Below are 25,747 nucleotides of genomic sequence, written 5' to 3' on the forward strand. Positions count from 1 at the left end.
CGAAGCGGATTGTCATGGGTGCGCTTCCTCTGCGAAATCGCAGGGGATAGCCCTGACGAGGTCTTCTCCGACAGGAACAGCGTCGTTTTTCGGCAAAACTTGACAAGTTTTGCTTACAAATGCGACCGATGAACTCCCACTCCGCGATAGACCCCGAAGACTTCGACCGTCTGCTGAGCCGCAACCTCAAGCTCCCCCTGATCGGCGGCATCTTCGGCGCCGTGGTGTTCGTCGGGCTGATCCTGTTCCTGCTCAACACCATCGGCTGGGTCGAGCACACCGACCGCGTGACCCGTGCCGCCAGCGAGCTTCAGCGCCAGAGCATCGACATGGAAACCGGCATGCGCGGCTTCCTCATCACCGGTGACGAGGCTTTCCTGGAGCCCTACCAGAGTGCCCTGCCCCGCATGAAGTCCGACACGGCCGCGCTGCGCGAGCTGGTGTCGGACAACCGCCAGCAGGTCGAGCGCCTCGACCGCATCGCGGCCACGCAGGCAACGTGGAACGAATTCGCGCGCAGCCTGATCGCCGCGCGCCGCGCCGGAGAGGACGCCCAGGCCCAGGTGCGGCTGGGCCGCGGCAAGCGGCTGACCGACGACATGCGCGCCGAGTTCACCGCCTTCATCGACACCGAACAGACGCTGCGCTTCCAGCGCAACAACAATGCCAACAGCACCGCGTGGTGGGTGATCTGCCTGTTCCTGCTGTTCACGCTGACGCTCACCGGGCTGGTGGCCTACTTCGGCCGCCGGCAGCTGATGCGGCTGTCCGACAGCTACGACGTGGTGCTGAAGGAGCAGGCAGCCCACGCCGACCGACTGACGCACGAGGCCTGGCTGCGCGGCGCGCAGACCGAGCTGGTGGGCGAACTGGTGGGCGAGCTCAGCGCGCCGGACATGGGACGCAAGATCCTGGCCTTCTTCTCGCGCCACCTGGGCACGTCGGTCGGCGCCATGTATGTGCGCGAGCGGCACGGGCCGCTGCACCGGGCCGCGAGCTACGGCTTCTCGAGCGCGGCCGAGGCCACGCCGCAAGTTTTCTCGCCGACCGAGAGCCTGGTCGGCCAGGCTGCGGCCGAGCGCCGCCGCATGGTGATCGAGCCTGTCGATGCCGACTACCTGAAGGTCAATTCGGGCCTGGGCGAGATGACGCCCAAGGCCGTGCTGCTTCTGCCGGTGGCCAGCGACGGCATGGTCAACGGCGTGATCGAACTCGGCCTGCCGGGCCCGCTGGACGAGCGCGGCAGCCAGCTGCTGGACGTGGTGGCCGACGACATCGGCAGCTCGCTGGCTGCGGCGCGCTACCGCGAGCAGTTGCAGGACGTGCTGGCCGAGACCCAGCAGCTCAACGAGGAACTGCAGGTGCAGCAGGAAGAACTGCGCACCGCCAACGAAGAACTCGAGGAGCAGTCGCGTGCGCTGCGTGCCTCCCAGGCCATGCTGGAGAACCAGCAGGCCGAGCTGGAGCAGACCAACAGCCAGCTGTCGGAGCGCACCGAGGCGCTCGACCAGCGCAACACCGCGCTGCGCCGCGTGCAGCGCGACCTGGAAGACCGCGCCGACGAACTGCAGCGCGCCAGCCGCTACAAGTCGGAGTTCCTGGCGAACATGTCGCACGAGCTGCGCACGCCGCTGAACAGCGCGCTCATCCTGGCCAAGCTGCTGGGCGACAACCCGCAGGGCAACCTTACCAGGGAGCAGGTGAAGTTCGCGGAGTCGATCTATTCGTCGGGCAACGACCTGCTGGTGCTGATCAACGACATCCTCGACATCTCGAAGGTCGAGGCCGGCAAGCTCGAGGTGGTGCCGGAAGACGTGTCCCTGCGCCGGCTCGCCGAGAGCCTGGAAACCACCTTCCGGCCGCTGGCGAAGCAGAAAAACCTGAGCTTCCGCCTCGAAATCAAGCCCGATGCGCCCGCCTCGCTCGTGACCGACCGCCAGCGCGTGGAGCAGATTTTGAAGAACCTGCTGTCGAACGCGCTCAAGTTCACCGACCGCGGCGAAGTGGCGCTGGTGGTGTCTGCCGCGGCGGACGGCGGCGCTACCTTTGCGGTGTCCGACTCGGGCATCGGCATCGACCCGCAGCAGCACGAATTGATCTTCGAGGCCTTCCGCCAGGCCGACGGCACCACCAGCCGGCGCTACGGCGGCACAGGACTGGGTTTGTCGATCTCGCGCGACCTCACGCAGCTGCTGGGCGGCACGCTCGCAGTGCAGAGCCAGCCGGGCCAGGGCAGCACCTTCGTGCTGCAGCTTCCGGCCAAGGCGCCGCAGGCCTCGGGCAATGCATCGGCCGCGCCGTCGGCCGTCTACACGCCCAAGCCGGCGCACGCCCCGGTTGGCTTGGCACCGGCCGCGCCAGCCGTGCCGCTCCCGCCCCAGCCGCCCTCCCCGGTGCCCGCGCCGCAGTTCGCGGACGACCGCTCGCTGCCGCGCGACCAGGTGCGCCGCGTGCTGGTGATCGAGGACGAGCCGCAGTTCGCGCACATCCTCTACGACCTGGCGCATGAACTCGGCTACCGCTGCCTGGTGGCGCACGGCGCGGCCGACGGCTTCGAGCTGGCAACGCAGTTCGTGCCCGACGCCATCCTGCTGGACATGCGCCTGCCCGACAGCACCGGCCTGGACCTGCTGCAACGCCTGAAGGACTCGCCGCACACCCGCCACATCCCGATCCACGTGGTCTCGGCCGCCGACAACGCGCAGGGCGCGGCGCTGCAGATGGGCGCCATCGGCTATGCGCTGAAGCCGACCACGCGCGACGAGCTGATGCGCGTGTTCGCGCGGCTGGAAGACAAGCTCACCCAGAAGGTCAAGGTGGTGCTGCTGGTGGAAGACGACGAGCTGCAGCGCGAGAGCGTGATGCGCCTGATCGAGGACGACGACATCGAGATCGTGGCCGTGGGCTCCGGCGAAGAGGCGCTGGAGCTGCTGCGCACCCGCGTCTTCGACTGCATGATCACCGACCTGCGGCTGCCCGACATGCAGGGCAGCGAGCTGCTCAAGGCCATGGCGGCCGAGGAAATCGTGTCGTTCCCGCCGGTCATCGTGTACACCGGGCGCAATCTCACGCGCGACGAGGAAACCGAGCTGCAGCGCTACTCGCGCTCGATCATCATCAAGGGCGCGCGCTCGCCCGAGCGCCTGCTCGACGAAGTGACGCTGTTCCTGCACAAGGTGGAAGCCGAACTGTCGAGCGAACGCCAGGGCATGCTCAAGACGGCGCGCGGGCGCGACCGCATCTTCGAGGGCCGAACCATCCTGCTGGTGGACGACGACGTGCGCAACATCTTCGCGCTGACCAGCGCGCTCGAGCAGCGCGGCGCGGCCGTGGAAATCGGCCGCAACGGCCGCGAGGCGCTGGAAAAGCTCGACCAGGTGCGCGAGATCGACTTGGTGCTGATGGACGTGATGATGCCGGAGATGGATGGCCTGGAAGCCACGCGCCGCATGCGCGCCGACCCGCGCTTCGAGAAGATGCCGGTGATCGCCATCACCGCCAAGGCCATGAAGGACGACCGCGAGCAATGCCTGGCCGCGGGCGCCAACGACTACCTCGCCAAGCCCGTGGACCTGGAACGGTTGTTCTCGCTGCTGCGGGTGTGGATGCCGAAAATGGAGCGCCTGTGACCACATCACGCCCCGGTTCTACCGCGACGCCGCTCACGGCGGTCGCGCCGCCGCTGCCGCCCCTGAGCGACACCGAGATCGAGCTGCGCCTGCTGATGGAGGCCATCTACCTCAAGTACAGCTACGACTTCCGCAACTACACCATGGCTTCGCAGAAGCGCCGCGTGCTGCATGCGCTCGAGCAGCTCGGATTGCCGAGCATCTCGGCGCTGCAGGACCGCGTGCTGCGCGACCCGCTGTTGTTCGGCCGGCTGCTGCAGTTCCTGACCATCCCGGTGAGCGAGATGTTCCGCGACCCGGCGTACTTCCTGGCGCTGCGCCAGCACGTGGTGCCGATCCTGCACACCTACCCCTCGGTCAAGGTCTGGGTGGCGGGGTGCAGCACCGGCGAGGAAGTGTTCTCGCTCGCCATCCTGCTGCGCGAGGAAGGCCTGCTCGAGCGCACGCAGATCTACGCCACCGACATCAACCCGGCCTCGCTGGAGAAGGCGCGCCAGGGCATCTTTCCGCTGGAGGCGATCCGCGGCTACACCACCAACTACCAGCGCGCGGGCGGACGCAGCGCGTTCTCCGACTACTACACCGCCGCCTACGAGGCCGCGCGCTTCGACCCCTCGCTGTGTGCCGACGTGATCTTTGCCGACCACAGCCTGGCCACCGACAGCGTGTTCGCGGAGACGCAGTTGGTGTCGTGCCGCAACGTGCTCATCTACTTCAACAGGCAGCTGCAGGACCGGGCGCTGGGGCTGTTCCACGAGTCGCTGTCGCACCGCGGCTTCCTGGGGCTGGGCTCGAAGGAGAGCATCGACTTCTCGGGGTATTCGGACCGCTTCGACACCCACGCGCGCGCGGAGCGCATCTACCGCAAGGCCACATGAAAAGGCGGATTCGCTCGACCAACAAGCGCGTGGAGGCCGTGGTGCTCGGCGCCTCCGCGGGCGGCATCGACGCGCTCAACACGCTGCTGCGCGACCTGCCCGCCACGTGGCACATCCCGATGGCCGTGGTGCTGCACCTGCCCGAGGAACACGAAAGCCACCTGGCAGAGATCTTCGCGCAGCGGCTGCCTATTCCGGTGCGCGAGGCAGCCGACAAGATGCCGCTTGCGGCCGGCAGCCTGTACTTCGCGCCGCCGGGCTATCACCTGTCGATCGAGCGCGAGCGCGCCTTCTCGCTGAGCTGCGAGCCGCCCGTGCTGTTCTCGCGGCCGTCGATCGATGTGCTCATGACCTCCGCGGCCGATGCCTACGGCCCCGCCCTCGCCGGTTTCCTGCTGACCGGCGCCAACTATGACGGTGCCGAGGGGCTGCACCGCATCCATCTGGCCGGCGGACTGACCGCCGTACAGGACCCGACAGAAGCTCAGATCCCGACCATGCCCCAAGCCGCCATCGCGCGCCACGCCCCCGACTACGTGCTCCCGTTGCGCGAACTGCGCGCCCTGCTTCTGCAATTGGAGTCGGCCCATGAACATTGACATCGAGAGCAAGCTGCTGATCGTCGATGACCTGCCGGAGAACCTGCTGGCGCTGGAGGCGCTCATCCGTGCGCCGGGGCGCGTGGTGTATCGCGCGGCCTCGGCCGAAGCGGCGCTGGCGCTGCTGCTGGAGCACGAGTTCGCGCTGGCCATCGTCGACGTGCAGATGCCGGGCATGAACGGCTTCGAGCTGGCCGAGCTGATGCGCGGCACCGAGCGCACGCGGCACATTCCCATCATCTTCGTGAGCGCCGCGGGGCGCGAGCTGAACTACGCTTTCCAGGGCTACGAAAGCGGCGCGGTCGACTTCCTGCACAAGCCGCTGGACCCGCACGCGGTGGTCAGCAAGGTCAACGTGTTCGTCGACCTGCACCGCCACCGCAAGGCGCTGCGCCACGAGATGGACCAGCTCGCGGCCGCCCACCACAAGCAGGAAGAACTGGTGCAGCAGTTGCAGCACACCCAGCGCGAGCTGGAGCGCGCGGTGCGCATGCGCGACGACTTCATGTCGATGGTGTCGCACGAGCTGCGCACGCCGCTCAACACCCTCTACCTCGAGGCGCAGCTGCGCCAGCTGCATCTGTCGAAGGGCAACCTCGCCAACTTCGCGCCCGACAGGCTGCCGTCGATGATCGAGCGCGACCAGCGGCAGATCCGCAACATGGTGCGTCTGATCGACGACATGCTCGACGTGACGCGCATGCGGCGCGACGCGCTGTCGATCCAGACCAAGCCGGTGGACCTGAGCGCGCTCTCCCGCGCGGTGGTCGAAAACCTGCGCCAGCAGGCCGAAGCCGCCGGCTCGGTCATCACGCTGCAGGCGCCGCCCGAGCTGCGCGGCGTGTGGGACGAATTCCGCATCGAACAGGTGCTCACCAACCTGCTGACCAACGCGCTGCGCTACGGCGGCGGCAAGCCGGTGGAGATGACTGTGAGTCTCGAAGGCGACACCGCCCGCGTGGCGGTGCGCGACCAGGGCATCGGCATCGCGCCGGAAGACCACGCGCGCATCTTCGAGCAGTTCGAGCGCACCGACGACAGCCGCCGGCATGCGGCGGGGCTGGGGCTGGGGCTGTACATCACGCGCAAGATCGTGTGCCTGCATGCGGGGCACATCGGCGTGGAGAGCGCCCCCGGCGAGGGCTCGACCTTCGTGGTCGAACTGCCGCTGCAGATTCCCGATTCCGGCAACACCGCCCCGCAACCAACGTAGGCATGCTCCTACCCCCATGCGGGCGGGCGGCCGCGATACTGATTACTTCGAAAATCCGGAAAGAAACAAAGCTGTGAATGTGCTGATCGTCGACGACAACGAAGCCGCGGCCGACCTGTTGCAGGAACTGCTGACATTGCAGGACCACACGGCGCGCTGCACCTACACAGCCCGACAGGCGCTCGACGCGGCCGCAGCCGAGAGCTTCGATGCCGCGCTGATCGACCTCACGCTGCCCGACTTCCCGGGCACCGAAGTGGCCCGCCAGTTGCGCGCCAATGCGGCCTCTGGTGCACCGAAGCTGCTGGTGGCGATCTCGGGTTTCTCGGCCAATGACAGTGGCGGCCAATCGGCCAAGGGCCTGTTCGACCACCACCTGCAAAAGCCGATCGATATCGACAAGCTGGACCGGATCCTGGCGCAGCCGCCGGGCTGAATACGGCTCAGCGCCGTTTGCCGCGCCTCGTGTAGCTGCGCATGGCCTCGTAGCGATACAGCCGGAATCCGTCCCTCTGCATGAAGCTGACCGGCTCCCAGCCGCGGGCCAGCGCGCTGTCGGTGATCTGCGCCATCTGCACGCCGAGGTAGTCCTGCAGGCTGTCGGCCACGGCGAGTTCGAACTTCTCGAGTTCGCCATCGAGCGCGTGCACTGCGGCGATGGCGGTTTCGACGCTGGTGAAGGGGTGCACGGGCATCAACGTTGCATCGCCCGTGCGCGCACGCGGCGGGCTGGGAAGCTCTGGCGCGAAGCTGATGGTGGCCCCGCCTTCCATTCCGATGAGTCCGGTCATGCCATTAACCCGTTGTCGCGCGGATAGGCGGTGCCGCTCGGCGCCGTCAGGCCGAAGCTCTTGAGGTCTTCGGTTATTGCTGTTGCCGCCCTGATCTGTTCAACCATGGTTCCTCGCTCCTTCGGCAGTTACGTGCCGTTGGAGCATTCAAGGCAAGCGTCATGCCTTGTGGAATTCGGGTGTGCGACCACGGAGGCGCGCGGCGGTCGAATCCAAGAATGTGACTTTTTGTGACCTTTTCGTCACTTGCGGAAACAAAAATGGCATGCCAGAAGGCATGCCATGGTTTGGAGAAAGCCGTCAGTCGCGGTCTTCGTAATAGTCGCCGTTAGGCGGACGGTACGGATAGCCGGGGCCGTAGTAGACGCGGCCCGGAGGCGGCACGTAGACCGGGGCCGGACGGTAGTACACGGGCGGCGGGGGACGGTAATAGACCGGCGGCGGAGGTGCGTAGTAGATCGGGGCCGGATACGAATAGACCGGTGCCGGCGGGTAGTAAGGCGCCGCCGGATAAGCGTCGACATAGCCCGGCGTTCCGATCTGCACCGACCAGCTCGTGCGTGCGCTGGCGGAACCCACGGCAAGCAGCGCAGCGGCTGCGATTGCGCCGATGGCGGCCCATTTGAAAACGGAAGAATGATTTTTGGTGTTCATTGCGGCTCCAGAGCCAGGAGGGACCGGGGCGGACAGCGCCCGGGTTCATACGCAACGCATCTTGCACGCACGCGGTGCACCCGGCGCGCGGACAGATGGTTGCCAAACGTCACCGCCGCGCGATTTCCCGGCGCGTCAGCATCACGTCGCCGCCCGTCGTGTTGAAGGAGATGGTCGGGGCGCTGAAGTCGCTCAGCGGCGCACCGAGGCCGATTTCCCCGCTGCCGTGCAGCACGCATTCCTCGCGCCGCAGGGCGATTTCGGTGCTGGGGCCGCCATTGCCGTGGAAACGCACCCAGGTGCCGTACGTGCTGACGTCGATCAGCACGCAACTGCCCTGCCGCACCTCGATGCGCGCATGCAGCCGCGACACGCGCGGATCGTTCACCACGAACTGCGCGTCGTCGACGCGGCCGAGATGGATGGGCAACTGCTCGAGGCTGAACATGGAGCGCACGTCGAGCCAGGCCAGCTCGATCTGGCCGAACGATGAATCAGGCATGCGCGCAGGCGCGAGCGCCGCGGGCACGGTCAGGAAAGACGTCACTTCCTCCTGCCAGTCGATGCGGTGCACCACCGACATTTCGCTGCGCCCGCGAATGTTGATCAGCCCGAGGTCGCGGTGCTGCACGCCGCCATCGCGCAGCTGCGAGATCACGGCGTCGGTCACCCAGATCTGGCCGGGGCCGGCAAGGTCGCTGAGCCGCGATGCCAGGTTGACGGCGTCGCCATAGCAATCGCCCTCGACCTCCACCACATCGCCGCTGGCAACGCCGATCTGCAGCGCCATGCGCAACGGCGCGGGCCAGACCAGCAGGCGCTTCTGGTGATAGCGCTGCAATTCGATGACCGCGTGCGTGGCGGCCGAGCCGCTGGAGAAGATGGCAAACACGCCGTCTCCCAGCGACTTGACGACCCGCCCGCCATGGGCCTGGCAGACACCGCCGATCCATTGAGTAAGTCGCGTCACGGTTTCCGTGGCTCTTGCATTGCCCATGGCCTCGAAGACCCTGGTGCTCCCCGTCAAGTCCGCGAATACGACTGTGGAATTGACACCCATATTGTTGTGGTTCTCGATTGCGATCTTTAGTTAACCATGGTCCGCGCTCCTGGTGTTCCTCCGCAAGCAGTTTTCCTTGACACACGCCTGGTCAAAGGAACGATCTGCACAACTTCGCTGTTGACGGAGTTGTATACGCGAGTAACAGAGAGACGGATTCACAAATTGATCACAACCAGATGTAGTACTTAAGAAAACAAAATTTAATCGCGGAATTAAATCGTAGGTAAAGCGTGTTGTTTGCAGACAAGAAACATTGTTCCGGATCTTGTGCAACCGTGAACTGAGGCTTAAGGTAGCGACCGTTCTGGCTTTCGGCAATACGCTTTTCGTCCCATGCTTTTCCGCCGCATTCTTCGTCTGCTGAACGTACCCGGTTTCGGGTCCCGCCAGGTGGCGGAGAACCAATTGGGGCGCATCCGTACCGCGATGCTGTCGATTCTCCAGGGCCACGGCGGACACTCCATACAGCGCGTCAGCCAGCGTGTTCGCTTTGCGGTCGACGTCGAGGCCCTCTGGTATCTGCGCCAGGACGTGATGATCGCGCTGAGCGCCATCGACGGCGAAACGGCTGCACGCCGCCAGATGAAAGCCATCAACAGCATGTTCAAGGGCGGCCTGCCTGGCTCGATGGCTCCCCGCACGCACCAGCGCTTCACGGACAACGGCTGAAGCCGCGCGGCGGCCTGCCCGGCCGGCCGCTTCAGTGGGCGTGATGATGGTGGTCGTGCCCGTGATGGTCGTCGTCATGGCCGGACGCGTGCCGATGGCCCCAGACCAGAAAGACATCGCGCCCTTCCGCCGCCATCGAGACCTTGGCCCCCACGGGCAGCAGCACCTTCGTGGGCACATGCCCGAACGGCAGGCCCGCCAGCACCGGCACCTTGAGCGACCCGCGCAGCCGGTCGATCACCGTGTTCATGCTGAAGCCGCGGTCGTAGCCCGGCACCTTGCGGGCGCCTGTGAATTGCCCGAACACGACGGCACGCTGTCGCGCCAGCACACCGGCCAGCTTCAGCTGGTCGAGCATGCGTTCGACGCGATACGGATGCTCGTTGGTGTCCTCGATGAACAACACGCCCTTCTCCACCACCGGGAAGTACGGCGTGCCGAGCAGGCTGGTCAGCACGCAGAGGTTGCCGCCCCACAGCACCGCGTCTTGCACGGGCTTGAACTTCAGATCCACATCGCGCGCCGGCATGCGCCAGCCGGTGCCCTCGCCCTGCCCGCTCACCAGGTCGTCGAAGCAGGCTTCCATGATGTCGTCGGGGCCGCCTTCAGCGCCGAAGTCTTCGCCGACTGCCGGGCCCGACCACGTGGTGGCGCCGGTCTTGGCGAACAACGCGTTCTGCAGCGCGGTGAAGTCGCTGCACCCTACGAATTCGGTGCCCTTCTCGATGGCCTTGGCCAGGGCCTTGTACGGCAGCGAATCGAGGATGCGGGTGAGGCCGTAGCCGCCGCGCGAGATGAGCGCCACGTCGGCACCGCTGGCCGCCGCGCGCGAGATCGCGGCGAGCCGCGTGACGTCATCGCCTGCGAAACGTTGATGCACCGAAAGCGCTGCCTCGTCGATTTCGACTTCATGGCCCAGCGCCTTGAGGCGCTTCACGCCGCGCCGGAACGCGGCCTTGTCGCGGATCGCGCTGGAGGGGGAGTAGATGTAGATGTGTTTGGTCACGAGGTCGAGTATCCCATTGCGTTTCGCACATGCTGCACGAAGGTGCGAGCCTGGGCGACAGTCGGCCCGGAGGAAGATGCGACCGGGCCGAGCGCGCGCAACGCGGCCTCGTAGCCCCGGTCGGGAAAAGGTGCGCGCCAAGCGTCCTTGATGTGCTCATGGCCCTCGGGCGCGACGAGCGAGGCGGCAAAGCGACCGAGCGCCGCGGCGCGCAGCAGCGACGCCAGTTCACTCGCTGCCGCGCTGTGCACCAGCACCAACGTCGAAACATCCTGCACGCGCGCCAGCCATTCAAGCAGCACGTCGCGGTGCCATTCAAGCTGATGCGCCACCTCGCGCTTGGGCTTGTCGCTCTTGCCGAAGCCGATGAGGTCGGGCACCAGCGTGCGCAACCCGGGCTGGCCGACGAGATGCCTAAAGAAGTAGCCCCACTCGCCGGGGCCGTGCAGGCAAAGGCAGCAGGCGACATCGCCTTCGCCACCCTCGCCGCTTTCATCGACCCAATGCATGCGCCAGCCACGCTGGGCAGGCAGGTCTTGAACGTAATGCGGTGCAAAGGCGTAGTCGGGCAGCGCGGCGAAGCGGTCCGCCGGCGTGCGCAGTGCGTCGTCGCGCAACGGCTCTGCCTGCTCGCGCGCTGCGCTGCGACGCTGCTGGAAGAAAGCCTGAAGCACGGCGGCGCATTCGTCGGCAAGCACCCCGCCGCTCACCTGCGTGCGATGGTTCAGGCGCGGCTCCGCGAACAGGTCCAGCACCGAACCGGCCGCGCCGGTCTTGGGATCGGTCGCACCGAACACCACACGCGCCAGCCGCGAATGCAGCATCGCGCCCGCGCACATCGCGCAGGGCTCGAGCGTGACGAACAGTTCGCAGCCATCGAGCCGGTAATTGCCGAGCGCAGCAGCACCGGCGCGCAGCGCGTTGATCTCCGCATGCGCGCTCGGGTCGTGCTGCGCGACCGGTGTGTTGCGGCCGGTCGCGATGAGCTGGCCATTGCGCACCAGCACCGCGCCCACAGGCACCTCGCCCGCTTCGGCGGCCAGTCGCGCCTGGGCCAGCGCGAGCGCCATCCAGCGCGCATCGTCCGTGGTTGATGGAGGCGAAGTCGATTCAGTTGTCATCCGGCATTTCGCGCGGCTTGCTCGCGGCTTCGAGCGCGTCCTTGACCTGCTGCTGCACGCGCTGCGACTGCTCGCGCACATTGCCCGCCGGCTCGCCGGCCGGGGCCGTGGCAACGCCGGGCACCGAAGGCATCACGGGAACGACGCTGCTGGTCATCTGCTTCTTCGCGACCAGCCCGACGATCAGCAGCGCCAACAACAGGCCGATCAATCCAAGTCCGCGCATGTCAGCGGCCCTCCGCAGCAGGAGCTTCCGAATTCAGGCCCAGGCGGTCCATCCAGGTGGCCAGGGCCTGTTCGTCCGGCGTGCCGGCGCTGTACATCGCGTGCATGGCGGCGTGCGATTCACGGCGATGCTGGTTGAGCTTGACCTTGCACTGAAGCGCCGTCACGCGCAGCTCGAAGCCGACGATGCCGGCGAGCATCTTGAGCTGGAACTCCTCGCCCAGGTCGCGCCACTGCTGCGCATAGGCCGGCTCGTGGTCGCCGATGAGCTTCTTGAGCAGCGCGTCCTTGGCTGCGGGGTCTTCGATCAGCGTGGCTTCGACCGTGCAGTGCACGGTCAGGTAGTTCCAGGTGGGCACCCGCGCCAGGTCGGGATAGACCGATGGCGACAAGTACGCATGCGGCCCGAGGAAGGTGGCCACCGCCGTGGGCCGTGCCTGCAGATAGCGCCAGTGCGGGTTGGGCTTGGCGCAATGGCCCAGCAGCACCAGTTCGTCGGTCCCTCGCGACTCGGCCACCAGCGGCAGGTGCGTGACGAACGGCAGGCCGGCGTCGTCGTTGGAGATCAGGCTCGCGAACGGATGCGAGCGCATCAAGTCCAGCGCGATGGCCGGGTCCTTGGCATTGAACTGCGGAGGCAGGTACATGGGGCGGTTTCCTCGTGGCGAGGCCCGATTGTCCCCGAGCCGCCTATCTTGTGCGCGCGCTCTCCAGCAGCTTGACCATCGCGGTGTAGCCCCGCGCCTTTGCAAGCTGCAGCGGCGTGTTGCCCTGCCGGTCGGCCAGCGCAAGGTTGGCGCCGCCGTCGATCAGCGCAGCCAGCGTGCGCTGGTGGCGCGGACCGCCGTCGCCGAGCACGATCGACTCGATCACCGCCGTCCAGTGCAGGTTGTTGACATGGTCCAGCGGCGCACCGGCCGCGATCAGCCGGCGCACGACTTCGTCATGCCCCAGGTGCGCGGCGGCGATCAGCGCCGTGCCGTCGTAGCGGCTCGTGACCTGCCCGGCCTTGGCGCCGAGCGACAGCAGCAGCGAAAGCGTGGCGTCGTCATCGGCCACCGCGGCGATGGTGACTGCGTCGTAGCGGTCGTCCTCGAGCAGATCGAGATTCGCGCCCGCCTTGGCCAGCAGCTTGATCGCCTCGCGCTGCCGCGCATGCGTGGCCACCTGCAGCGGCGTGCGCCCGCGTGTGTCGCGGGCATCGAGATTCGCGCCCGAAGCGATCAGCGCCTTGAGCTTCGGCAGGTCACCCTGCCAGGCGGCCTGGTGCAGCCCGTCGTACGCCAGCACCTCGGCCGCCAGCGGCGGCACCTGGGCGAGCGCGCCCAACGGCACGCACAGCCCGAGCGCGACCGCCAGCACACCCGACCAAATACCGCGCGCCGCCATCATCAGAGCAGGCCCTTGACCTTCTCGATCGCCGCGTTGGCACATTGCTCGTCGAGATGGCCGCCGGGCGCGCCGCCCACGCCCACGGCGCCGATCACTTCGTTGCCCGACTTCACCGGCACGCCGCCGCCCAGCAGCAGCATGCCCGGCAGGTACACCAGGTTGGCACCGCCGGGGTTCTTCTGCGAACCTTCCATCATGGCCTGCGTCGGGCTCTTGGCCGAGGCCGAAGTCCAGGCCTTGCGCTCGCTCGACGCCAGCGTGTGCGGGCCGGCGTTGTCGGCGCGCTGCACTGCTCGCACGGTGCCGGCGCGATCGACCACGGTGGCCGCGACGTTGTAGCCGTTGGCGGCGCAGGCAGCCACGGCTTCTGCCGCGAGCTGGTTGGCCAGCGCGAGCGACATGTTCTTTTCGGTGCGAACGGCCGGTGCCGGCGTCTGGGCCTGGGCGACCGAAGCGGCGAGCAGGACGGCGAGGCTGCCGAGGCGAAGGATGGATTGCATTGTTCGTTTTCTCCAGTGGATGGTGTTTGCGCCGACCGTTGCCGACGGCTTCGCCACTTTAGAAAACACCGGCCTGCGCAGCCATTCGTACGGCTACGCGCGGCGCTCCGTAGAACTACGGAGCGCCGCCGTCGACCAGCACCGCATAGCGGCGGATCAACTGCGCGAGCGAATCGCAGTCGAGCTTGGCGAACAGGTTGGCGCGATGCGTCTCGACCGTGCGCGGCGACAGCGCGAGCGTGCGCGCGATCTCCTTGTTCGTGAGCCCCTGCACGATGAAAGCCAGCACCTCGCGCTCGCGCTCCGACAGTTGCGCCACGCGCTCCCGCGCGGCGTTGTCGGCCTGCGAGCGTTCGCGCGAACGCACATGCTGGCGCACCGCCTGCTGCAGTGCCTCGAGCAATTGCTCGTCGTCCACCGGCTTCTCGAGGAACTCGGCCGCGCCGGCCTTGAAGGCACGCCGGCACATCTCGACCGTGCCGTGGCCGGTCAGCATGATGACGGGCTGGTCCACGCCTTGCACCATCAGCCGGTCGAGCACCGTGAGCCCACTGATGCCCGGCATGCGCACGTCGAGCACGATGGCGCCGACGCTCGCGCGGTCGAAGCCGTCGATGAAAGCCGCCGGGTCCGCCCAGCCCTGCACGCGCAGGCCGACCGTGCCGATCAACAGCGACAGGCCGTCGCGCACCGCCTCGTCGTCATCGATCAGGTGGATCAGCGGCGACTGCGGCTGGTGGATTGCTGGCGCGTTCATGGCGCGCGCTCCGCAGGCGGCGCGACCAGCGGCAGCAACAGCGTGAAGCGTGCGCCGCGCGGCGATGCATTGGCCGCGCTCAGGCTGCCGCTCATGCCGCTGGCCAGCGTTTCGCTCAGGCTCAGGCCAAGGCCCAACCCGCCTTCGCGCGTGCTGAAGAAGGGTTCGAAAAGGCGCGGCAAGGCATCGAGAGGGATGCCGCGTCCGTTGTCGGTGACGGTCAGCACGCCCTCCTCGCCGTTGCGGCCTACCGCGATGGCCAGGCGCCGGTCGCCCGCGGGCACCAGCTCGAGCGCCTGCAGCGCGTTCATCAGCAGGTTGTGCACGATCTGCTCCAGCGCCACGGCTTCGGCCTGCACCCGCACCGGCGCCTGCGCCGTCGGGTCGAACTGCGTGACGATGTTGCGCCGGCCGAACTCCGGCGCGAGCAGGTGCATGGCGCTGCGCACCACCTCCTGCAGCACCAGCGGCTTGGCTTCTCCCGCAGCCTCGGGCCGCTCGATCACCCGCCGCAGACGGCCGACAACACCCGCCGCGCGTCGCGCCTGTTCGACCGCCTGGCCCATCGCGTCGCGGGCGGTGGCCAGGTCCGGCGGCTCGTCGTCCAGCAGGCGGCGCGCGGCCTGCGCATTGGCCAGCACCGCCGTCAACGGCTGGTTGAGTTCATGCGCCAGCCCGGCCGACAGTTCGCCCAGCGCGTTGAGCCGCGCGACCTGCCCGAGCCTCAGCAGCTCTTCTGCCCGGCGCCGCGCGATGCGTTGGCGCTGCGCCATCCACAGTCCGGCCAGCAGCAGCGCCGTCGCGACGGCCCAGGCGCCGATGCCGCGCCATGGGAGCTCGCCCCAGCCCACTTGCCGCTCCGCCACGAGGTCGAAGGGCTGGCTTGGCGACGCCAGCGGCTTGGTCAGGTCGAAGCGCCAGCCACCCGCGGTGGGCCGGCCGGGTTGCAGTACCAGTTGCTGGCCGTCACGCTGCAGGCTCAGCCGCACCGGGCTGACCTGCGGGTTCATGGGCCAGTCGCGCCAGGGCACCGAGCCGGCCAGGTCGATGTCGAGCGCGTAGCTGAACGGCGTGGCGCCGATCACCAGCACATAGCGGCCGTGCGCCAAATCGAGCGAGGCGAGATCGGCCCGATGCTGGCTGCGCGAGCGGGTCTCGGCGGCGGCCAGCGCGGCGGGTGTGGCGCTCGCCGCGGGTCCGGTGTCCGGCCAGGGCTCGTCGCGCTCACGGCGCTGCACCCGCAGGATCGACGAATACACGGACGGCAGGCGCTGCTCGGGATGGTCTGTGCCGGTGCTGGGCTCCAGCAGCGCCAGCGTGGCCAGCACGGCGTCGTACTGCACCATCTGCTGGCTCATGAGCCGGTGCGCGATGCGCACGTCGGTCTCGAAGTCCTGGTGCATCTGCGCCAGTTCGGCGCGCGCGATCCATACGGCACCGGCCACGGTGAGCACCACCCATGCCAGCCACCATCCACCTTGCGCGCGCAACCACTGTTTCATGGCGCGGATTGTGCCCGGCGTGGCAAGCCGCCCCCGTGTTGGCCGAGAATGCCGCCCCAGACATGGCTGAAGTACAGGACTCCCTTTTCCCCGATCTGCCGCGCCCCCAGGAGGCGCTGCCGCCCGCGCCCCCCGACGAGGCGCCCGCCAGGAAGAAGCCGCGCGCCGGCACGGTCGAGCCCGCGCCGGCGGACCCGGCGCTCGTCGAACTCGCCGCCACGCTGCCGCCCAACCTGCGGCTCGGCACCTCGTCGTGGAGCTACCCGGGCTGGGCCGACCTCGTGTGGAACGGCGAGTACGCCGAGTCGGTGCTCTCGAAGAACGGCCTTTCGGCGCTCGCGCAGCATCCGCTGTTCCGCACCGTGAGCCTCGACCGCAACTTCTACCGCGCCCTCACCGCCAGCCAGTACGCGCGCTACGCGGCCATGGTGCCCGACGACTTCCGCTTCATGGTGAAGGCGCCCAGCCTCGTGACCGACGCCACCGTGCGCGACGAGAGCGGACGCGGCATGCAGGCCAACCCGGTGTTCCTCAGCAGCGAGATCGCGCGGGAGGAATTCGTGCTGCCCGCGCTCGAAGGCCTGGGCCATCGCATCGGCGTGCTGGTGTTCCAGCTGAGCCCGATTCCCGGCCACCTGCTGGCCGACCAGCCGGCGCTGCTGGCGCGCATTGCCGACATGCTCGGTGCGCTGCCCGACCTGAAGCAGACCGCGCCCGATGCGGTGATCGCCGTCGAGGTGCGCGACCCGCAATTGTTGAACCCCGCCTTCGCCGACATGCTGCGCAGCGTTGGCGCCACCTTCTGCATGGGCCTGCACGCCAAGATGCCGCCCATCGAAGAGCAACTGCCGATGCTGCGCGCGCTGTGGCCCGGCCCGCTGGTGTGTCGCTGGAACCTGCACCGCCGCCACGGCCGCTTCGGCTACGAAGACGCGGAAAAGCTCTACGGCCCGTTCGACAAGATCGTCGACCCCGACCCAGAAACGCGCGCCGCGCTGGCCAAGGTGATCGCGGGCACCACCCGCGCGGGGCAGAACGCCTTCGTCACCGTGAGCAACAACGCCGAAGGCTGCGCGCCTCTCACCATCGCGCAGCTCGCGCGCGACCTTGCCGCGCTGAAGGCCGGCTAGTCAGCCGATGTTCTGCTTGGCCGCCACGGTCATCTCGACCTCCACGGTCGCGTTCTTCGGCAGCGCATAGACGCCGACCGCCGTGCGCACATGCACGCCGGCGTCGCCGAACACACGGTGCAGCAGGTCGGACGCGGCATCGGCCACTTCGCTCTGCTGCGTGAAGTCGGCGGTGCACTGCACGAACACGCCGACGCGCAGCACCTTCTCCACCGCGTCGAGCGAACCCAGCGAACGGCGCAGCAGCGCCAGGCTGCGCAGCGCGCAGATCTGGGCGCCCTCGCGGGCCTTGTCGAGCGACACCGCGTCGCCGACGCGGCCGGTGACGACCACCGTGGTGCCCACGCGCGGCACCTGCCCGCTTAGGTAGACCGTGCGGCCGTCGCGCACGATCGGCACGTAGTGGCCGCCGGCAATGATGTCGCCGTCGAAGCTGTGGCCCAGTTCGGCTGCAATCTGGTCGGCGATCTGGTCTCGGCTCTGCGCTGTCATATCTGTTCCATGAAAAAGAGCTTCATTGTCGCCAGCGGCTCTGCGGGAAAACAGATACAGATCGATCCGCTTCGAGCCGCAACAGATGGCCCGAGGCGGCACCCTTCACTGATCCAAGGAGAGGAAGACGCGGCCGCCCTCGATCTTCACCGGGTAGCTGCGCAGGTCTTCGGTGAGCGGCGCGCACATCGCCTTGCCGGTGCGCACGTCGAAGCGGCCCTGGTGCAGCGGGCATTCGATCTCATGGCCTTCGAGGAAGCCGTCGCACAGCCGCGCATGGCCGTGGGTGCAGATGTTGTCGGTGGCGTGAATGCCATCTTCGGTGCCGTACAGCGCTATGTCGCGCCCCTGCACCTCGATGCCCACCACGTCGTCGGAGGGAACGTCGTCGACCGCCGCGGCGTCGACCCAGGTCATCGTGCTCATTTTTGTGTCCTTGCTCGGTGGAGTGGTCAGTTGTCGGGCTTCAGGCCGGCGCGCTCGATCACGGGTTTCCAGCGGCGCAGCTCCTCCTTCATGAACTTGTTCAGCGCCTCGGGCGTGCTGCCCACGGGGTCGAAGTACGCGGTCTGCAGGCGCTTGAGCGTCTCTGGCTCCTTCAGCACCGCGGCTATCTCGCGGCTCATGCGCTGCACCACGTCGTTCGGCGTGCCCTTGGGTGCCATGTAGGCAAACCACGGCACCGCCTGGATGTCGGGCAGGCCCGACTCGCGCAGCGTCGGCAGTTCCGGCAACAGCGCCGAGCGCTCGGCCGAGGTAACGGCCAGTGCCTTCAGCCGCCCGGCCTTGGCCTGCGGCATCACCGAGACCGGCGGCAGGCAGGCGAACTGCACGTCGCCCTGGATGATGGCCGTGACCGCCTGGCCCGACGAAGCGTATGGAATGTGCACCGCGAACGAATTCGTCTTGAGCTTGACGAGCTCCACGCCCAGGTGCGAGATCGAGCCGTTGCCGGTCGACGCGAAATTGAACTTGCCCGGGTTGCGCTTCATCGCGTCGAGCCAGCCCTTGACCGAATCGACGTTCATCGAATTCGACACCGCGCACACGTTGGGCGTGGTGGCCGCGAGAGACACCGGCACCAGGTCCTTGAACGGGTCGTACGGCAGGTTCTTGTAGAGGACGGTGTTGTAGACCAGCGGCGCGTTCACCGACAGCAGGAAGGTGTAGCCGTCGGGCTGCGCCTTCGAGGCCTGGTCGGTGCCGGTGTTGCCGCCCGCGCCGGGCTTGTTGTCGACGATCAGCGGCTGGCCGATGCGCGCGGCCAGCTTGTCGTTGAGGATGCGCGCGAGGATGTCGGGCGACGAGCCGGCCGCGAACGGCACCACGATGCGAATCGGGCGCTGCGGCCAGCTCTGCGCGTGGGCCGCCGCAGCCATTGCCAGTGCCGTGAAGGCGATGCCGAGCCGGGCGAGCCTCATGCCTTTGCCTCCACCGCGACCATGCCCAGGTGGTCCTGCTGCTCGCGCGCGATGAAGCCCGCGATGAGCGCGCGGTAGGCGGCCTCGACCACCTCCGGATAGGCGCCCTTCTCCTCGGCCAGCGCCTTCACCTTGTCGATCACCTCCTGCTGGCGCTGCGGCGCAGAGACCTGGAAGGCGTCGCGCTTGAAGCGAGCGGCGTCCTTCACGTAGCGGCCGCGCTCGGCAAGCAGTGCGACGATCTGGTGGTCGAGCCGGTCGATGTTCTCGCGCACCTCGGCGAGGTTGGCGCACAGCGGCACATAGGCCGGGTCGGTGAAGCGGCGCAGCGGCGCGCCGTGTGTCTCTGGTTCTTTTTGCTGCATGGCTGACTCAGGTTTCAGATCGGATAAATGATGGAGTTCGGGATCATCTCGCTGTCGAACACGCACAGGCGCGACGCGAACTTCAGTCCCTCGGGCGTGGGCACCACGGTGTCGATGTAGCGGCCCACGTTGAACACGGTGGAGGGCTGGTCGAGCTTGGTGCGGAACACCGCGTAGTTGGCCTCGCTGTGGATCTTGCCGTCGGCATCGACCGCGTGCACCAGCGGCAGGCCGACCACGTGGCGCTGGTAGTACGGGTCGTGGAACAGCGTCTCCTGGATGCCGTAGACCCGGTCTTCGAGCATGCCCCGGCTCTCGAACGAGAGCGTGGCCAGCGGCAGGCCGCGTTCGTGGTTCTCTCGCGGCTGCAGGCGGTAGCTGCACTGCTCGATGAAGAAGCCCGGCCACAGGCCCCACTGGCCGGAATCGACGGCGTGCGCGTAGGCGGCGTAGAGCCGCGAGAGTTCGAGGTAGGTGTCGGCGTCGAGCTTCATCATGCCTCCATCACCTCGCGCCAGTAGCGGTACATGCCGCGAATCAGCGTCTCCGTCACCATGTGGTCGGTGTTGGCGACCTCCCGGCCTCCAAGCTCGGCAAGCGTGCGGTGAAAAGGCTTCTGCTCGAAGCCTTCCTGCGAGAACTCGATGACCTCGCCATCGTCCGCCGAGACGAAGCCCGCGGGCCCGAACAGGTTGGCCTGGCGCAGGCGGCGCTGGGTCATTTCCTCGGTGTCGTCCTCGAAGCCGAAGTGCGTCCAGACGAAATCGAAGGCGTCGTGCCCCACAGGCTGGATGTGCCGGGTCGACACGCTGTTGACCTGCTGCTGCAGGATCAGGCTCGGGAACAGCGTCATCATCACCGCCGTCGGGCCACCCCACCAGGGCTCGGGCACGATGTCGAGGAAGCGCGGGTCCTTGAGCTGCATGCTCTCCTTGAAGCTCGACACCTGCGTCACCTGCGCGGCCTTGCCGGCGCTGCCGCGCGTGGAGATCATCGCGGCGTGGCGGCCGTGCGCGTCCATCTTGAGCTCCGACTTGTTGTCGGCGCGCCAGAGGCCGAAGGTCACGAACCATGTGTGCAGCAGGCCCGGGTGGTATGGGTCCTTGATGTTCTCCTGCATCAGCTTCCAGTTGCCCGGGATGCGCTGGCGGCTGTAGCCGAGGATCTTCAGCTTGCGGCCGTCGAACAGCCGGTCGAAGTAGTGGAGGATGTCGGGCCCGAGAAAGTCCTCGAACGATTCGATCCCATGGTCGAACGACGCGAACACCACGCCTCCGCGCGACGCCACCTTGAGCTTGGTGAGGCCGTTCTCCTCGGTCTTGAAGTCCGCGGGCATGCCGCCGTTGACCTTGCCGTCCTGCTTCACTCCGCGCCGGAACGGCACACCCTGCAGGTCGCCCTTGAGCGTGTAGTTCCACTGGTGGTAGGGGCAGACGAACTCCTTGCGGTTGCCGTGGCGCTCCCGGCAGAACTGCATGCCGCGGTGCGCGCAGACGTTCTCGAACACATGGATCTCGCCCGCCTCGTCGCGCGACATGATGACCGACCGCTCGCCGATGGCGGTGCGCTTGAAGTCGCCCGGGTTCGGAATCTCGGCCTCCAGGCCGACGTAGCACCAGTGCTTCTCGTAGAAGAAGCGCTGCAGCTCCTTCTTGTGCAAGGCCTCGTCGGTGTAGGCCATGAAGGGAATGCGGCTGGTCTGCTCGCTCTCCCATTTCAGTTCGACGGGGAACACGGCTTGCGTGGTCATCGTGGGTCTCCTTTGTTGTGTTCAGGTGCCTTGCAGGTAGAAGGCGTCGGCATGCGTCTGCTCGGGTGCGAGGCCCCGGCCGCGCACCAGTTGCGTCACGGCCTCGACCATCGGCGGCGAGCCGCAGAGGTAGGCGCGCCAGCCGTCGAGGCTGCCGGGCCAGTCGGCGCGGATCGCGTCGGTGATGAGGCCCACGCGCTGCTTTCCGTTAGCCGGTCCGGTGACGACGACCACCTGCACGTTCAGGCCCGGGTGCTGCGCCTGCAGCTCCCGCAGTTCCTGCAGGCCGTACACGTCGGCATCGGAACGCACGCCGAGGTACAGGTGGATCGGCTGCGTGAGCCCGGCCGCGATGGCGCCGCGCACGATCGAAAGAATCGGTGCCAGCCCGGTGCCGCCCGCCGCGCAGAGCATCGGCCCGCGGTGCCTGGTGCGCAGGTAGGCCGTGCCGAGCGGCCCGCTCACGCGCACCGAATCGCCGATGCGCAACTGCTCGAAGATATGCGCCGTGACGCGCCCGCCGGGTACGCGGCGCACGTGGAATTCGAGTTCCGCGTCGCGGCTCAGACCCGCCATCGAATACGGCCGGGCGAGGTCGGGGGCGAACTGCAGCTGCGCGTACTGGCCTGGAGAAAACTCCAGCGGCTTGTTGGGCTTGAGGCGCAGTCGGCGGATGTCGTGGGTCAGTTCGTCGATGCCGGTCACGACGGCCTTCAGGGTGCGCGCCGGATGCACGACCACTTCGTCCGGCTCGGGAATCTCGATCGTGCAGCTTTCGGTCAGGGTGCTCTGGCAAGCCAGCACGTAGCGCTCGCCCTGGCCGTCTGGGCGTATGGCGTCCTGTCCGCCGTCGAGCACCTGGCCCGACACCACCTTGCAGCGGCAGGTGCCGCAGCGCCCCGACATGCAGCTGTAAGACACCGGCACGTGATGCTCGCGCAGCACTTCGAGCAGGTTCGCGCCGGGGCGGACCTCGAGGGTGCGGGCAAGGGGATGTATGTGCAGGTCCATCGTGGGGTTCTCTTGCGCCGGCGTGGGTGCCGGCTTGTCTCTGGGAGGCGATGATGCGCGGGCCTTCCCGATTGACCAATAGAATTCGGTGAATCCTCTTCATCACTGCGCTGAATAAAGGTCCGCCGTGCAACTCAAGGACATCGACCTCAACCTGCTGCTGGTGTTCGACCGCATGCTGGCCGAGAAGCGCGTGTCGGCCGTGGCCGAATCGCTGGGCCTCTCGCAGCCGGCCATCAGCAATGCGCTGGCGCGCCTGCGCAAGCTGCTGGGCGACGAGTTGTTCCTGCGCACCGCGCGCGGCATGGAGCCCACGCCCTTCGCGCTGCAGCTGGCCGAGCCGGTGGCCTATGCCATGGGCGCACTGCACACGGCGCTCAACCAGCAGGTGGTGTTCGACCCCGCCACCAGCACGCGCAGCTTCACGCTCGCCATGACCGACATCGGCGAGATCTACTTCACCCCGAAGCTGATGGAAGCACTCTCGGTGGCCGCGCCCGGCGTGACCGTGAGCACCCTGCGCAACAACACCGCGACCAACCTGCGCGACGAGCTGGAAGCCGGCCACGTCGACATCGCCATCGGCCTGCTGCCACAGCTCAAGGCGGGTGTGTTCCAGCGCCGGCTGTTCCTGCAGCACTACGTGTGCCTGTTCTCTCAAGCGCATCCGCTCGCGAAAAAGCGCAGCATCTCATTGAAGGACTTCAGCGCGGCCGACCACGTGCAGGTCCTGGCCGCCGGCACCGGCCACGGCAAGGCCGACGACGTGATAGCGGCGCAGGGCATCCAGCGGCGCATCAAGCTGCGCGTGCCGCACTTCGTGGCCATAGGCCACATCCTGCGCTCGAGCCACATGATCGCAACGGTGCCCGAGCGGCTCGCGCAGAGCATCGCGGAGCCCTTCGGGCTGGTGTGGCGCCCTCACCCGGTGGCGCTGCCGCAGATCGCGATCAACCTGTTCTGGCACGCGAAGGCGCACCGCGACCCGGGCAACCAGTGGATGCGTGGCTTGCTGTTCGACAACTTTGCGGACGGCGGCTGACCGGTTGGCCGATGCCGGCTATCAGTCGGCCTTCAGAGGCTCGATGCGATCGGGCATGCCGTGCCTCGCAAGCTGATCGACATTGCGCAGCAGCGTCGGCACGCGGTACGGGCCGTGCATGCGCACAACCTCCGTGGCGGCAGCCGAAGCGTCGATGCCGACGGCCGTCACGAACAAAGGCGCTTCGCTCTGGCCGCGCCGCACCTCGATGGCATCGGTCGCGCTGTGATAGCGCGTCTTCGCGACACCGACCACGGGCACCTTGCGCTGCAGCGCTTCATGCAGATGCGCGCCCAGGCCCGGATGTCCCGGTGCCAGCGTCACGTAGCCGTCCACGATGATCAGGTCCGCCTGCGGGCCATTGCGCAGAACACCCAGCAGGCAAGGCAATTCGCGCCTGTAGAACGCACCGGGCTCGTACGGCGCCACCTCGCTGAAGCCGGCCACGGCCTGTGTTTCTTCGCGCTCCGCGGTCCAGCCGCGAAACCAGACACCGGCCGCCACGGCGATGCCTTCGGCGCGATAGTCGACGTCGAGGCAGACCAGCAGCGGCGCTTCCATCTCAGGCCTCCGTTGCTTCGGATTCGAGCGCCGCGGCGGGCCACTGGCCGAGCACCTCGTGCACGCCCTGCCCCACATGGCTGTCGATCAGCGCGAGCTTGCCGGCGCTCCAGCGCATCGGCTGCTCGATGGCGTGCTTCTCTAGCTTGCGCCTCGCGTACACCAGCGTCATGTGCGGCGTGAAGCTGCGCTTGGGCTTGAAGCCGGCGTCGGCCAGCGCTTCGCCCAGCCGCTGCCTGAAGGCCATGAGCGCCTCGACACCCGCGTCGTCGCCATACAGCACGAGCGCATGGTTCTTCGCGTAGGTCATGGCTTCGTCGAAGACGACATCGAATGCGGGTGGCGGCAGGGTCGCTGCGGCGGCCAGGGCCTGCTCGACCTTGTCGCGCGGCACCTCTGCGTAGTCGCCCAGGTCGAACAGCGTGACATGCAGGCGGTGCGCCTCGACCACCGTGCCCTTCAATGCGTGCTGGAAATTCATGCGCTCGCCGAGAGCTGCAATCGTCGTGGCGTCCTGCGCGCCGGGAAGCAATGCGAAGAAGAGCGAATGCGGCATCGGCTCGGCGCGTCGCGCCTTGCTGCGGGGGCGCGGCAAGGGCCGCGGCGGGGGATCGATACCGGGAAGAAGAAGCTGTTGAGACATCCCTCGATCATCGCCCATCGATCAGGTGCCTTCAGGTGCTCTTCAGCAAGCACCAAGCTCGTCTTCAGGCTGGAATTTCAGAATCGCTGAGCGCTGATGGCATGGCTTCAAGCCGCCACCGGTCTCAATGATCCCAACGACTCCAACCAGGAATTTCATCTTGACGAAAACGCAAGCCTGCACCGTCCTCGCCGCACTTCTGCTCGGCACCGCATCCATCGGCGCCTACGCCGCCGGCCCCGCACAGGACACCGGTCTCTACGTGGGCGGCTCCGTCGGCCGCTCGAGCTACAGCCTCTCATCTTCCAACACCGTGCCCACCCCGTGGGGCGGCCAGAAAGCCAGCAAGGCCGGCACCGCCTACAAGCTGTACGGCGGCTATCGCCTGACGGAAAACTTCGGCGTGGAAGTCGGCTACGCGCGCCTTGGCCGCGTGAGCCAGTGGACGGCGGCGGGCCTGGGCTACTCGAGCCTGCAAAGCGGTACCGGCCAGGCCTTCTACGCAGCGGCCACGGCACGCCTGCCGCTGGGCGATGCCTTCGCCCTCAACGGCCGCCTGGGTGTTTCGCGCGGCCGCATCTCCGGCGGCGACAACAATGGCGGCTCCTTGTGGCAACCCGGCAGCCAGCGCTTCTCGGGCAGTTCGACCGGCCTAATGGCGGGCTTCGGTGCCGAATACCGCGTGACGCAGAACCTCGCGATCACCGCCGACTACGACTACTTCGGCAAGCTGTCGAAGCAGGCCAAGGGCGGCATGCTGTCGGTGGGTTTGAAGGCCAGCTTCTAAGCGCTGGTGTAGCGACGAGCGACTGGCGCACTCACGCCAGTCGCGGTAGTCGGCGAATGCGCAACCGACAGCGCACTCGAAACAGGAATTTTCAGACCGAATGCCCGCGAAATGCGGCAACTCACTCCCACTCGATGATTTCCGAGAGCCGGAATCCCGCATGGATCATTGCTTTCTAAGGTCATGGCAACGTGCTTTACCGTCGCATTTACCGTCATCCCGCCTGTTCGGCTGTAAGTGTGTGGTGAAGCACGCTCAAGCACGACCGGCCTTGATTGGGTAACGCCGTGCAATCGCACGGACGACGGTGGCGACATCGCCCTTGGCTCGATCTATCCGATCAGATGCGCAGCTACTGTTGCTGATGGAAACAGCAGCGTGGGCATACTGTTTCGCTGGCAAGGCGAGACGCTGAACGTGTTGCACAAGGGGGTTTACCAAACTACTGGCAGTTCTACGACGGAGCGGACGCGGTCGGCGAAATCGGCGGCGCGTGCGGCTCCTTCAGCGTTGGGCTAGACGGTGGTGACAGGGGAGACTGACTGC

Annotated in this window: 29 protein-coding genes; 9 read left to right on the forward strand and 20 right to left on the reverse strand. The window is 67.3% G+C overall.

Annotated features, from left to right (window positions below; all coding sequences use genetic code 11):
- Nucleotides 1–128: 128 nt before the first annotated feature.
- From ACWV14_RS17600 to ACWV14_RS17620, 5 genes are all read left to right on the forward strand, one after another.
- Nucleotides 129–3,629 (forward strand): response regulator, encoded by a 3,501-nt coding sequence (locus ACWV14_RS17600; RefSeq protein WP_454902848.1) that lies wholly within the window; start codon nucleotides 129–131, stop codon nucleotides 3,627–3,629.
- Nucleotides 3,626–4,507, forward strand: a complete 882-nt coding sequence (locus ACWV14_RS17605; protein ID WP_454902849.1) for a CheR family methyltransferase — start codon at nucleotides 3,626–3,628, stop codon at nucleotides 4,505–4,507. Before ACWV14_RS17600 ends, ACWV14_RS17605 begins: the two co-directional genes overlap by 4 nt.
- A complete protein-coding gene (locus ACWV14_RS17610) occupies nucleotides 4,504–5,106 on the forward strand; it encodes a chemotaxis protein CheB (RefSeq protein WP_454902850.1) in 603 nt (200 codons plus the stop codon). The genes ACWV14_RS17605 and ACWV14_RS17610 overlap by 4 nt, the downstream gene beginning before the upstream one ends.
- Nucleotides 5,096–6,319 (forward strand): hybrid sensor histidine kinase/response regulator, encoded by a 1,224-nt coding sequence (locus ACWV14_RS17615; RefSeq protein WP_454902851.1) that lies wholly within the window; start codon nucleotides 5,096–5,098, stop codon nucleotides 6,317–6,319. Before ACWV14_RS17610 ends, ACWV14_RS17615 begins: the two co-directional genes overlap by 11 nt.
- 73 nt (nucleotides 6,320–6,392) lie before the next feature.
- Nucleotides 6,393–6,755, forward strand: coding sequence for a response regulator (locus ACWV14_RS17620; protein ID WP_422086804.1), 363 nt, complete (start codon nucleotides 6,393–6,395; stop codon nucleotides 6,753–6,755).
- A 7-nt stretch (nucleotides 6,756–6,762) separates the two neighbouring features.
- Here ACWV14_RS17620 and ACWV14_RS17625 read toward each other — a convergent pair whose 3' ends face one another.
- The 3 genes from ACWV14_RS17625 to ACWV14_RS17635 form a co-directional block, all read right to left on the reverse strand.
- A complete protein-coding gene (locus ACWV14_RS17625) occupies nucleotides 6,763–7,110 on the reverse strand; it encodes a hypothetical protein (protein WP_454902852.1) in 348 nt (115 codons plus the stop codon).
- Nucleotides 7,111–7,410: 300 nt separating this feature from the next.
- Entirely contained in the window at nucleotides 7,411–7,764 is a 354-nt protein-coding gene (locus ACWV14_RS17630) for a hypothetical protein (protein WP_422086806.1), read from the reverse strand.
- Between the two features lie 109 nt (nucleotides 7,765–7,873).
- On the reverse strand, nucleotides 7,874–8,824 hold the full coding sequence (locus ACWV14_RS17635; protein ID WP_454902853.1) for an adenylate/guanylate cyclase domain-containing protein: 951 nt from the start codon (nucleotides 8,822–8,824) through the stop codon (nucleotides 7,874–7,876).
- A gap of 336 nt (nucleotides 8,825–9,160) precedes the next feature.
- Here ACWV14_RS17635 and ACWV14_RS17640 point away from each other — a divergent pair, with 336 nt between their 5' ends.
- Complete coding sequence (locus tag ACWV14_RS17640; protein WP_081270588.1) at nucleotides 9,161–9,496, forward strand: hypothetical protein; 336 nt, start codon at nucleotides 9,161–9,163, stop codon at nucleotides 9,494–9,496.
- A gap of 31 nt (nucleotides 9,497–9,527) precedes the next feature.
- Here ACWV14_RS17640 and ACWV14_RS17645 read toward each other — a convergent pair whose 3' ends face one another.
- The 8 genes from ACWV14_RS17645 to ACWV14_RS17680 form a co-directional block, all read right to left on the reverse strand.
- Nucleotides 9,528–10,502, reverse strand: a complete 975-nt coding sequence (locus tag ACWV14_RS17645) for an LD-carboxypeptidase (protein ID WP_454902854.1) — start codon at nucleotides 10,500–10,502, stop codon at nucleotides 9,528–9,530.
- Entirely contained in the window at nucleotides 10,499–11,623 is a 1,125-nt protein-coding gene (gene tadA, locus ACWV14_RS17650; protein WP_454902855.1) for a tRNA adenosine(34) deaminase TadA, read from the reverse strand. Before tadA ends, ACWV14_RS17645 begins: the two co-directional genes overlap by 4 nt.
- A complete protein-coding gene (locus ACWV14_RS17655) occupies nucleotides 11,613–11,849 on the reverse strand; it encodes a hypothetical protein (RefSeq protein WP_454902856.1) in 237 nt (78 codons plus the stop codon). Before ACWV14_RS17655 ends, tadA begins: the two co-directional genes overlap by 11 nt.
- Before the next feature lies 1 nt (nucleotide 11,850).
- On the reverse strand, nucleotides 11,851–12,495 hold the full coding sequence (locus ACWV14_RS17660) for an FMN-binding negative transcriptional regulator (RefSeq protein WP_454902857.1): 645 nt from the start codon (nucleotides 12,493–12,495) through the stop codon (nucleotides 11,851–11,853).
- Nucleotides 12,496–12,538: 43 nt separating this feature from the next.
- Nucleotides 12,539–13,237, reverse strand: a complete 699-nt coding sequence (locus ACWV14_RS17665) for an ankyrin repeat domain-containing protein (protein ID WP_454906005.1) — start codon at nucleotides 13,235–13,237, stop codon at nucleotides 12,539–12,541.
- A 2-nt stretch (nucleotides 13,238–13,239) separates the two neighbouring features.
- Entirely contained in the window at nucleotides 13,240–13,740 is a 501-nt protein-coding gene (locus tag ACWV14_RS17670) for a GlcG/HbpS family heme-binding protein (RefSeq protein ID WP_106934582.1), read from the reverse strand.
- Nucleotides 13,741–13,855: 115 nt separating this feature from the next.
- Nucleotides 13,856–14,497 (reverse strand): response regulator transcription factor, encoded by a 642-nt coding sequence (locus tag ACWV14_RS17675; RefSeq protein WP_454902858.1) that lies wholly within the window; start codon nucleotides 14,495–14,497, stop codon nucleotides 13,856–13,858.
- On the reverse strand, nucleotides 14,494–15,999 hold the full coding sequence (locus ACWV14_RS17680) for a sensor histidine kinase (protein ID WP_454902859.1): 1,506 nt from the start codon (nucleotides 15,997–15,999) through the stop codon (nucleotides 14,494–14,496). The genes ACWV14_RS17675 and ACWV14_RS17680 overlap by 4 nt, the downstream gene beginning before the upstream one ends.
- A gap of 62 nt (nucleotides 16,000–16,061) precedes the next feature.
- Between ACWV14_RS17680 and ACWV14_RS17685 the strand changes: the two genes are divergently transcribed.
- Nucleotides 16,062–17,129 (forward strand): DUF72 domain-containing protein, encoded by a 1,068-nt coding sequence (locus ACWV14_RS17685; protein ID WP_454902860.1) that lies wholly within the window; start codon nucleotides 16,062–16,064, stop codon nucleotides 17,127–17,129.
- On the opposite strand, the gene ACWV14_RS17690 is transcribed toward ACWV14_RS17685, so the two are convergent.
- The 7 genes from ACWV14_RS17690 to ACWV14_RS17720 form a co-directional block, all read right to left on the reverse strand.
- Entirely contained in the window at nucleotides 17,130–17,621 is a 492-nt protein-coding gene (locus ACWV14_RS17690) for a RidA family protein (RefSeq protein WP_454902861.1), read from the reverse strand.
- 105 nt (nucleotides 17,622–17,726) lie between these two features.
- Nucleotides 17,727–18,047 (reverse strand): non-heme iron oxygenase ferredoxin subunit, encoded by a 321-nt coding sequence (locus ACWV14_RS17695; RefSeq protein WP_454902862.1) that lies wholly within the window; start codon nucleotides 18,045–18,047, stop codon nucleotides 17,727–17,729.
- A gap of 26 nt (nucleotides 18,048–18,073) precedes the next feature.
- On the reverse strand, nucleotides 18,074–19,042 hold the full coding sequence (locus ACWV14_RS17700; protein WP_454902863.1) for a Bug family tripartite tricarboxylate transporter substrate binding protein: 969 nt from the start codon (nucleotides 19,040–19,042) through the stop codon (nucleotides 18,074–18,076).
- Nucleotides 19,039–19,407: a chorismate mutase gene (locus ACWV14_RS17705; RefSeq protein WP_454902864.1), complete on the reverse strand. Its 369-nt coding sequence runs from the start codon at nucleotides 19,405–19,407 to the stop codon at nucleotides 19,039–19,041. Before ACWV14_RS17705 ends, ACWV14_RS17700 begins: the two co-directional genes overlap by 4 nt.
- A gap of 14 nt (nucleotides 19,408–19,421) precedes the next feature.
- Entirely contained in the window at nucleotides 19,422–19,904 is a 483-nt protein-coding gene (locus tag ACWV14_RS17710; protein WP_454902865.1) for an aromatic-ring-hydroxylating dioxygenase subunit beta, read from the reverse strand.
- Complete coding sequence (locus tag ACWV14_RS17715) at nucleotides 19,901–21,157, reverse strand: aromatic ring-hydroxylating dioxygenase subunit alpha (protein ID WP_454902866.1); 1,257 nt, start codon at nucleotides 21,155–21,157, stop codon at nucleotides 19,901–19,903. Before ACWV14_RS17715 ends, ACWV14_RS17710 begins: the two co-directional genes overlap by 4 nt.
- Before the next feature lie 21 nt (nucleotides 21,158–21,178).
- The gene (locus tag ACWV14_RS17720; protein WP_454902867.1) at nucleotides 21,179–22,168 is read right to left on the reverse strand and encodes a 2Fe-2S iron-sulfur cluster-binding protein; all 990 of its coding nucleotides are present in this window, start codon (nucleotides 22,166–22,168) and stop codon (nucleotides 21,179–21,181) included.
- Between the two features lie 127 nt (nucleotides 22,169–22,295).
- Here ACWV14_RS17720 and ACWV14_RS17725 point away from each other — a divergent pair, with 127 nt between their 5' ends.
- Nucleotides 22,296–23,210: a LysR family transcriptional regulator gene (locus ACWV14_RS17725; RefSeq protein ID WP_454902868.1), complete on the forward strand. Its 915-nt coding sequence runs from the start codon at nucleotides 22,296–22,298 to the stop codon at nucleotides 23,208–23,210.
- 21 nt (nucleotides 23,211–23,231) lie between these two features.
- Here the strand turns inward: ACWV14_RS17725 and ACWV14_RS17730 are convergent, their stop codons facing one another.
- A complete protein-coding gene (locus ACWV14_RS17730) occupies nucleotides 23,232–23,771 on the reverse strand; it encodes an endonuclease V (protein WP_454902869.1) in 540 nt (179 codons plus the stop codon).
- A gap of 1 nt (nucleotide 23,772) precedes the next feature.
- Nucleotides 23,773–24,327, reverse strand: a complete 555-nt coding sequence (locus ACWV14_RS17735) for a 2'-5' RNA ligase family protein (RefSeq protein ID WP_454902870.1) — start codon at nucleotides 24,325–24,327, stop codon at nucleotides 23,773–23,775.
- 247 nt (nucleotides 24,328–24,574) lie between these two features.
- On the opposite strand from ACWV14_RS17735, the gene ACWV14_RS17740 reads away from it, so the two are divergent.
- Nucleotides 24,575–25,201, forward strand: coding sequence for a porin family protein (locus tag ACWV14_RS17740; RefSeq protein ID WP_454902871.1), 627 nt, complete (start codon nucleotides 24,575–24,577; stop codon nucleotides 25,199–25,201).
- Nucleotides 25,202–25,747 lie beyond the last annotated feature (546 nt).

Source organism: Variovorax durovernensis (assembly GCF_977011995.1).

What these genes read in the sequence shown, in the direction of transcription:
- ACWV14_RS17660 (WP_454902857.1), bottom strand. Translation starts at nt 12,495, where the DNA reads ATGTACCTGCCTCCGCAGTTCAATGCCAAGGACCCGGCCATCGCGCTG.
- ACWV14_RS17615 (WP_454902851.1), top strand. Translation starts at nt 5,096, where the DNA reads ATGAACATTGACATCGAGAGCAAGCTGCTGATCGTCGATGACCTGCCG.
- ACWV14_RS17710 (WP_454902865.1), bottom strand. Translation starts at nt 19,904, where the DNA reads ATGATGAAGCTCGACGCCGACACCTACCTCGAACTCTCGCGGCTCTAC.
- ACWV14_RS17705 (WP_454902864.1), bottom strand. Translation starts at nt 19,407, where the DNA reads ATGCAGCAAAAAGAACCAGAGACACACGGCGCGCCGCTGCGCCGCTTC.
- ACWV14_RS17730 (WP_454902869.1), bottom strand. Translation starts at nt 23,771, where the DNA reads ATGGAAGCGCCGCTGCTGGTCTGCCTCGACGTCGACTATCGCGCCGAA.
- tadA (WP_454902855.1), bottom strand. Translation starts at nt 11,623, where the DNA reads ATGACAACTGAATCGACTTCGCCTCCATCAACCACGGACGATGCGCGC.
- ACWV14_RS17700 (WP_454902863.1), bottom strand. Translation starts at nt 19,042, where the DNA reads ATGAGGCTCGCCCGGCTCGGCATCGCCTTCACGGCACTGGCAATGGCT.
- ACWV14_RS17665 (WP_454906005.1), bottom strand. Translation starts at nt 13,237, where the DNA reads ATGGCGGCGCGCGGTATTTGGTCGGGTGTGCTGGCGGTCGCGCTCGGG.
- ACWV14_RS17685 (WP_454902860.1), top strand. Translation starts at nt 16,062, where the DNA reads ATGGCTGAAGTACAGGACTCCCTTTTCCCCGATCTGCCGCGCCCCCAG.
- ACWV14_RS17720 (WP_454902867.1), bottom strand. Translation starts at nt 22,168, where the DNA reads ATGGACCTGCACATACATCCCCTTGCCCGCACCCTCGAGGTCCGCCCC.
- ACWV14_RS17635 (WP_454902853.1), bottom strand. Translation starts at nt 8,824, where the DNA reads ATGGGTGTCAATTCCACAGTCGTATTCGCGGACTTGACGGGGAGCACC.
- ACWV14_RS17680 (WP_454902859.1), bottom strand. Translation starts at nt 15,999, where the DNA reads ATGAAACAGTGGTTGCGCGCGCAAGGTGGATGGTGGCTGGCATGGGTG.
- ACWV14_RS17675 (WP_454902858.1), bottom strand. Translation starts at nt 14,497, where the DNA reads ATGAACGCGCCAGCAATCCACCAGCCGCAGTCGCCGCTGATCCACCTG.
- ACWV14_RS17600 (WP_454902848.1), top strand. Translation starts at nt 129, where the DNA reads ATGAACTCCCACTCCGCGATAGACCCCGAAGACTTCGACCGTCTGCTG.
- ACWV14_RS17655 (WP_454902856.1), bottom strand. Translation starts at nt 11,849, where the DNA reads ATGCGCGGACTTGGATTGATCGGCCTGTTGTTGGCGCTGCTGATCGTC.
- ACWV14_RS17735 (WP_454902870.1), bottom strand. Translation starts at nt 24,327, where the DNA reads ATGCCGCATTCGCTCTTCTTCGCATTGCTTCCCGGCGCGCAGGACGCC.
- ACWV14_RS17690 (WP_454902861.1), bottom strand. Translation starts at nt 17,621, where the DNA reads ATGACAGCGCAGAGCCGAGACCAGATCGCCGACCAGATTGCAGCCGAA.
- ACWV14_RS17610 (WP_454902850.1), top strand. Translation starts at nt 4,504, where the DNA reads ATGAAAAGGCGGATTCGCTCGACCAACAAGCGCGTGGAGGCCGTGGTG.
- ACWV14_RS17630 (WP_422086806.1), bottom strand. Translation starts at nt 7,764, where the DNA reads ATGAACACCAAAAATCATTCTTCCGTTTTCAAATGGGCCGCCATCGGC.
- ACWV14_RS17670 (WP_106934582.1), bottom strand. Translation starts at nt 13,740, where the DNA reads ATGCAATCCATCCTTCGCCTCGGCAGCCTCGCCGTCCTGCTCGCCGCT.
- ACWV14_RS17695 (WP_454902862.1), bottom strand. Translation starts at nt 18,047, where the DNA reads ATGAGCACGATGACCTGGGTCGACGCCGCGGCGGTCGACGACGTTCCC.
- ACWV14_RS17640 (WP_081270588.1), top strand. Translation starts at nt 9,161, where the DNA reads ATGCTTTTCCGCCGCATTCTTCGTCTGCTGAACGTACCCGGTTTCGGG.
- ACWV14_RS17625 (WP_454902852.1), bottom strand. Translation starts at nt 7,110, where the DNA reads ATGACCGGACTCATCGGAATGGAAGGCGGGGCCACCATCAGCTTCGCG.
- ACWV14_RS17715 (WP_454902866.1), bottom strand. Translation starts at nt 21,157, where the DNA reads ATGACCACGCAAGCCGTGTTCCCCGTCGAACTGAAATGGGAGAGCGAG.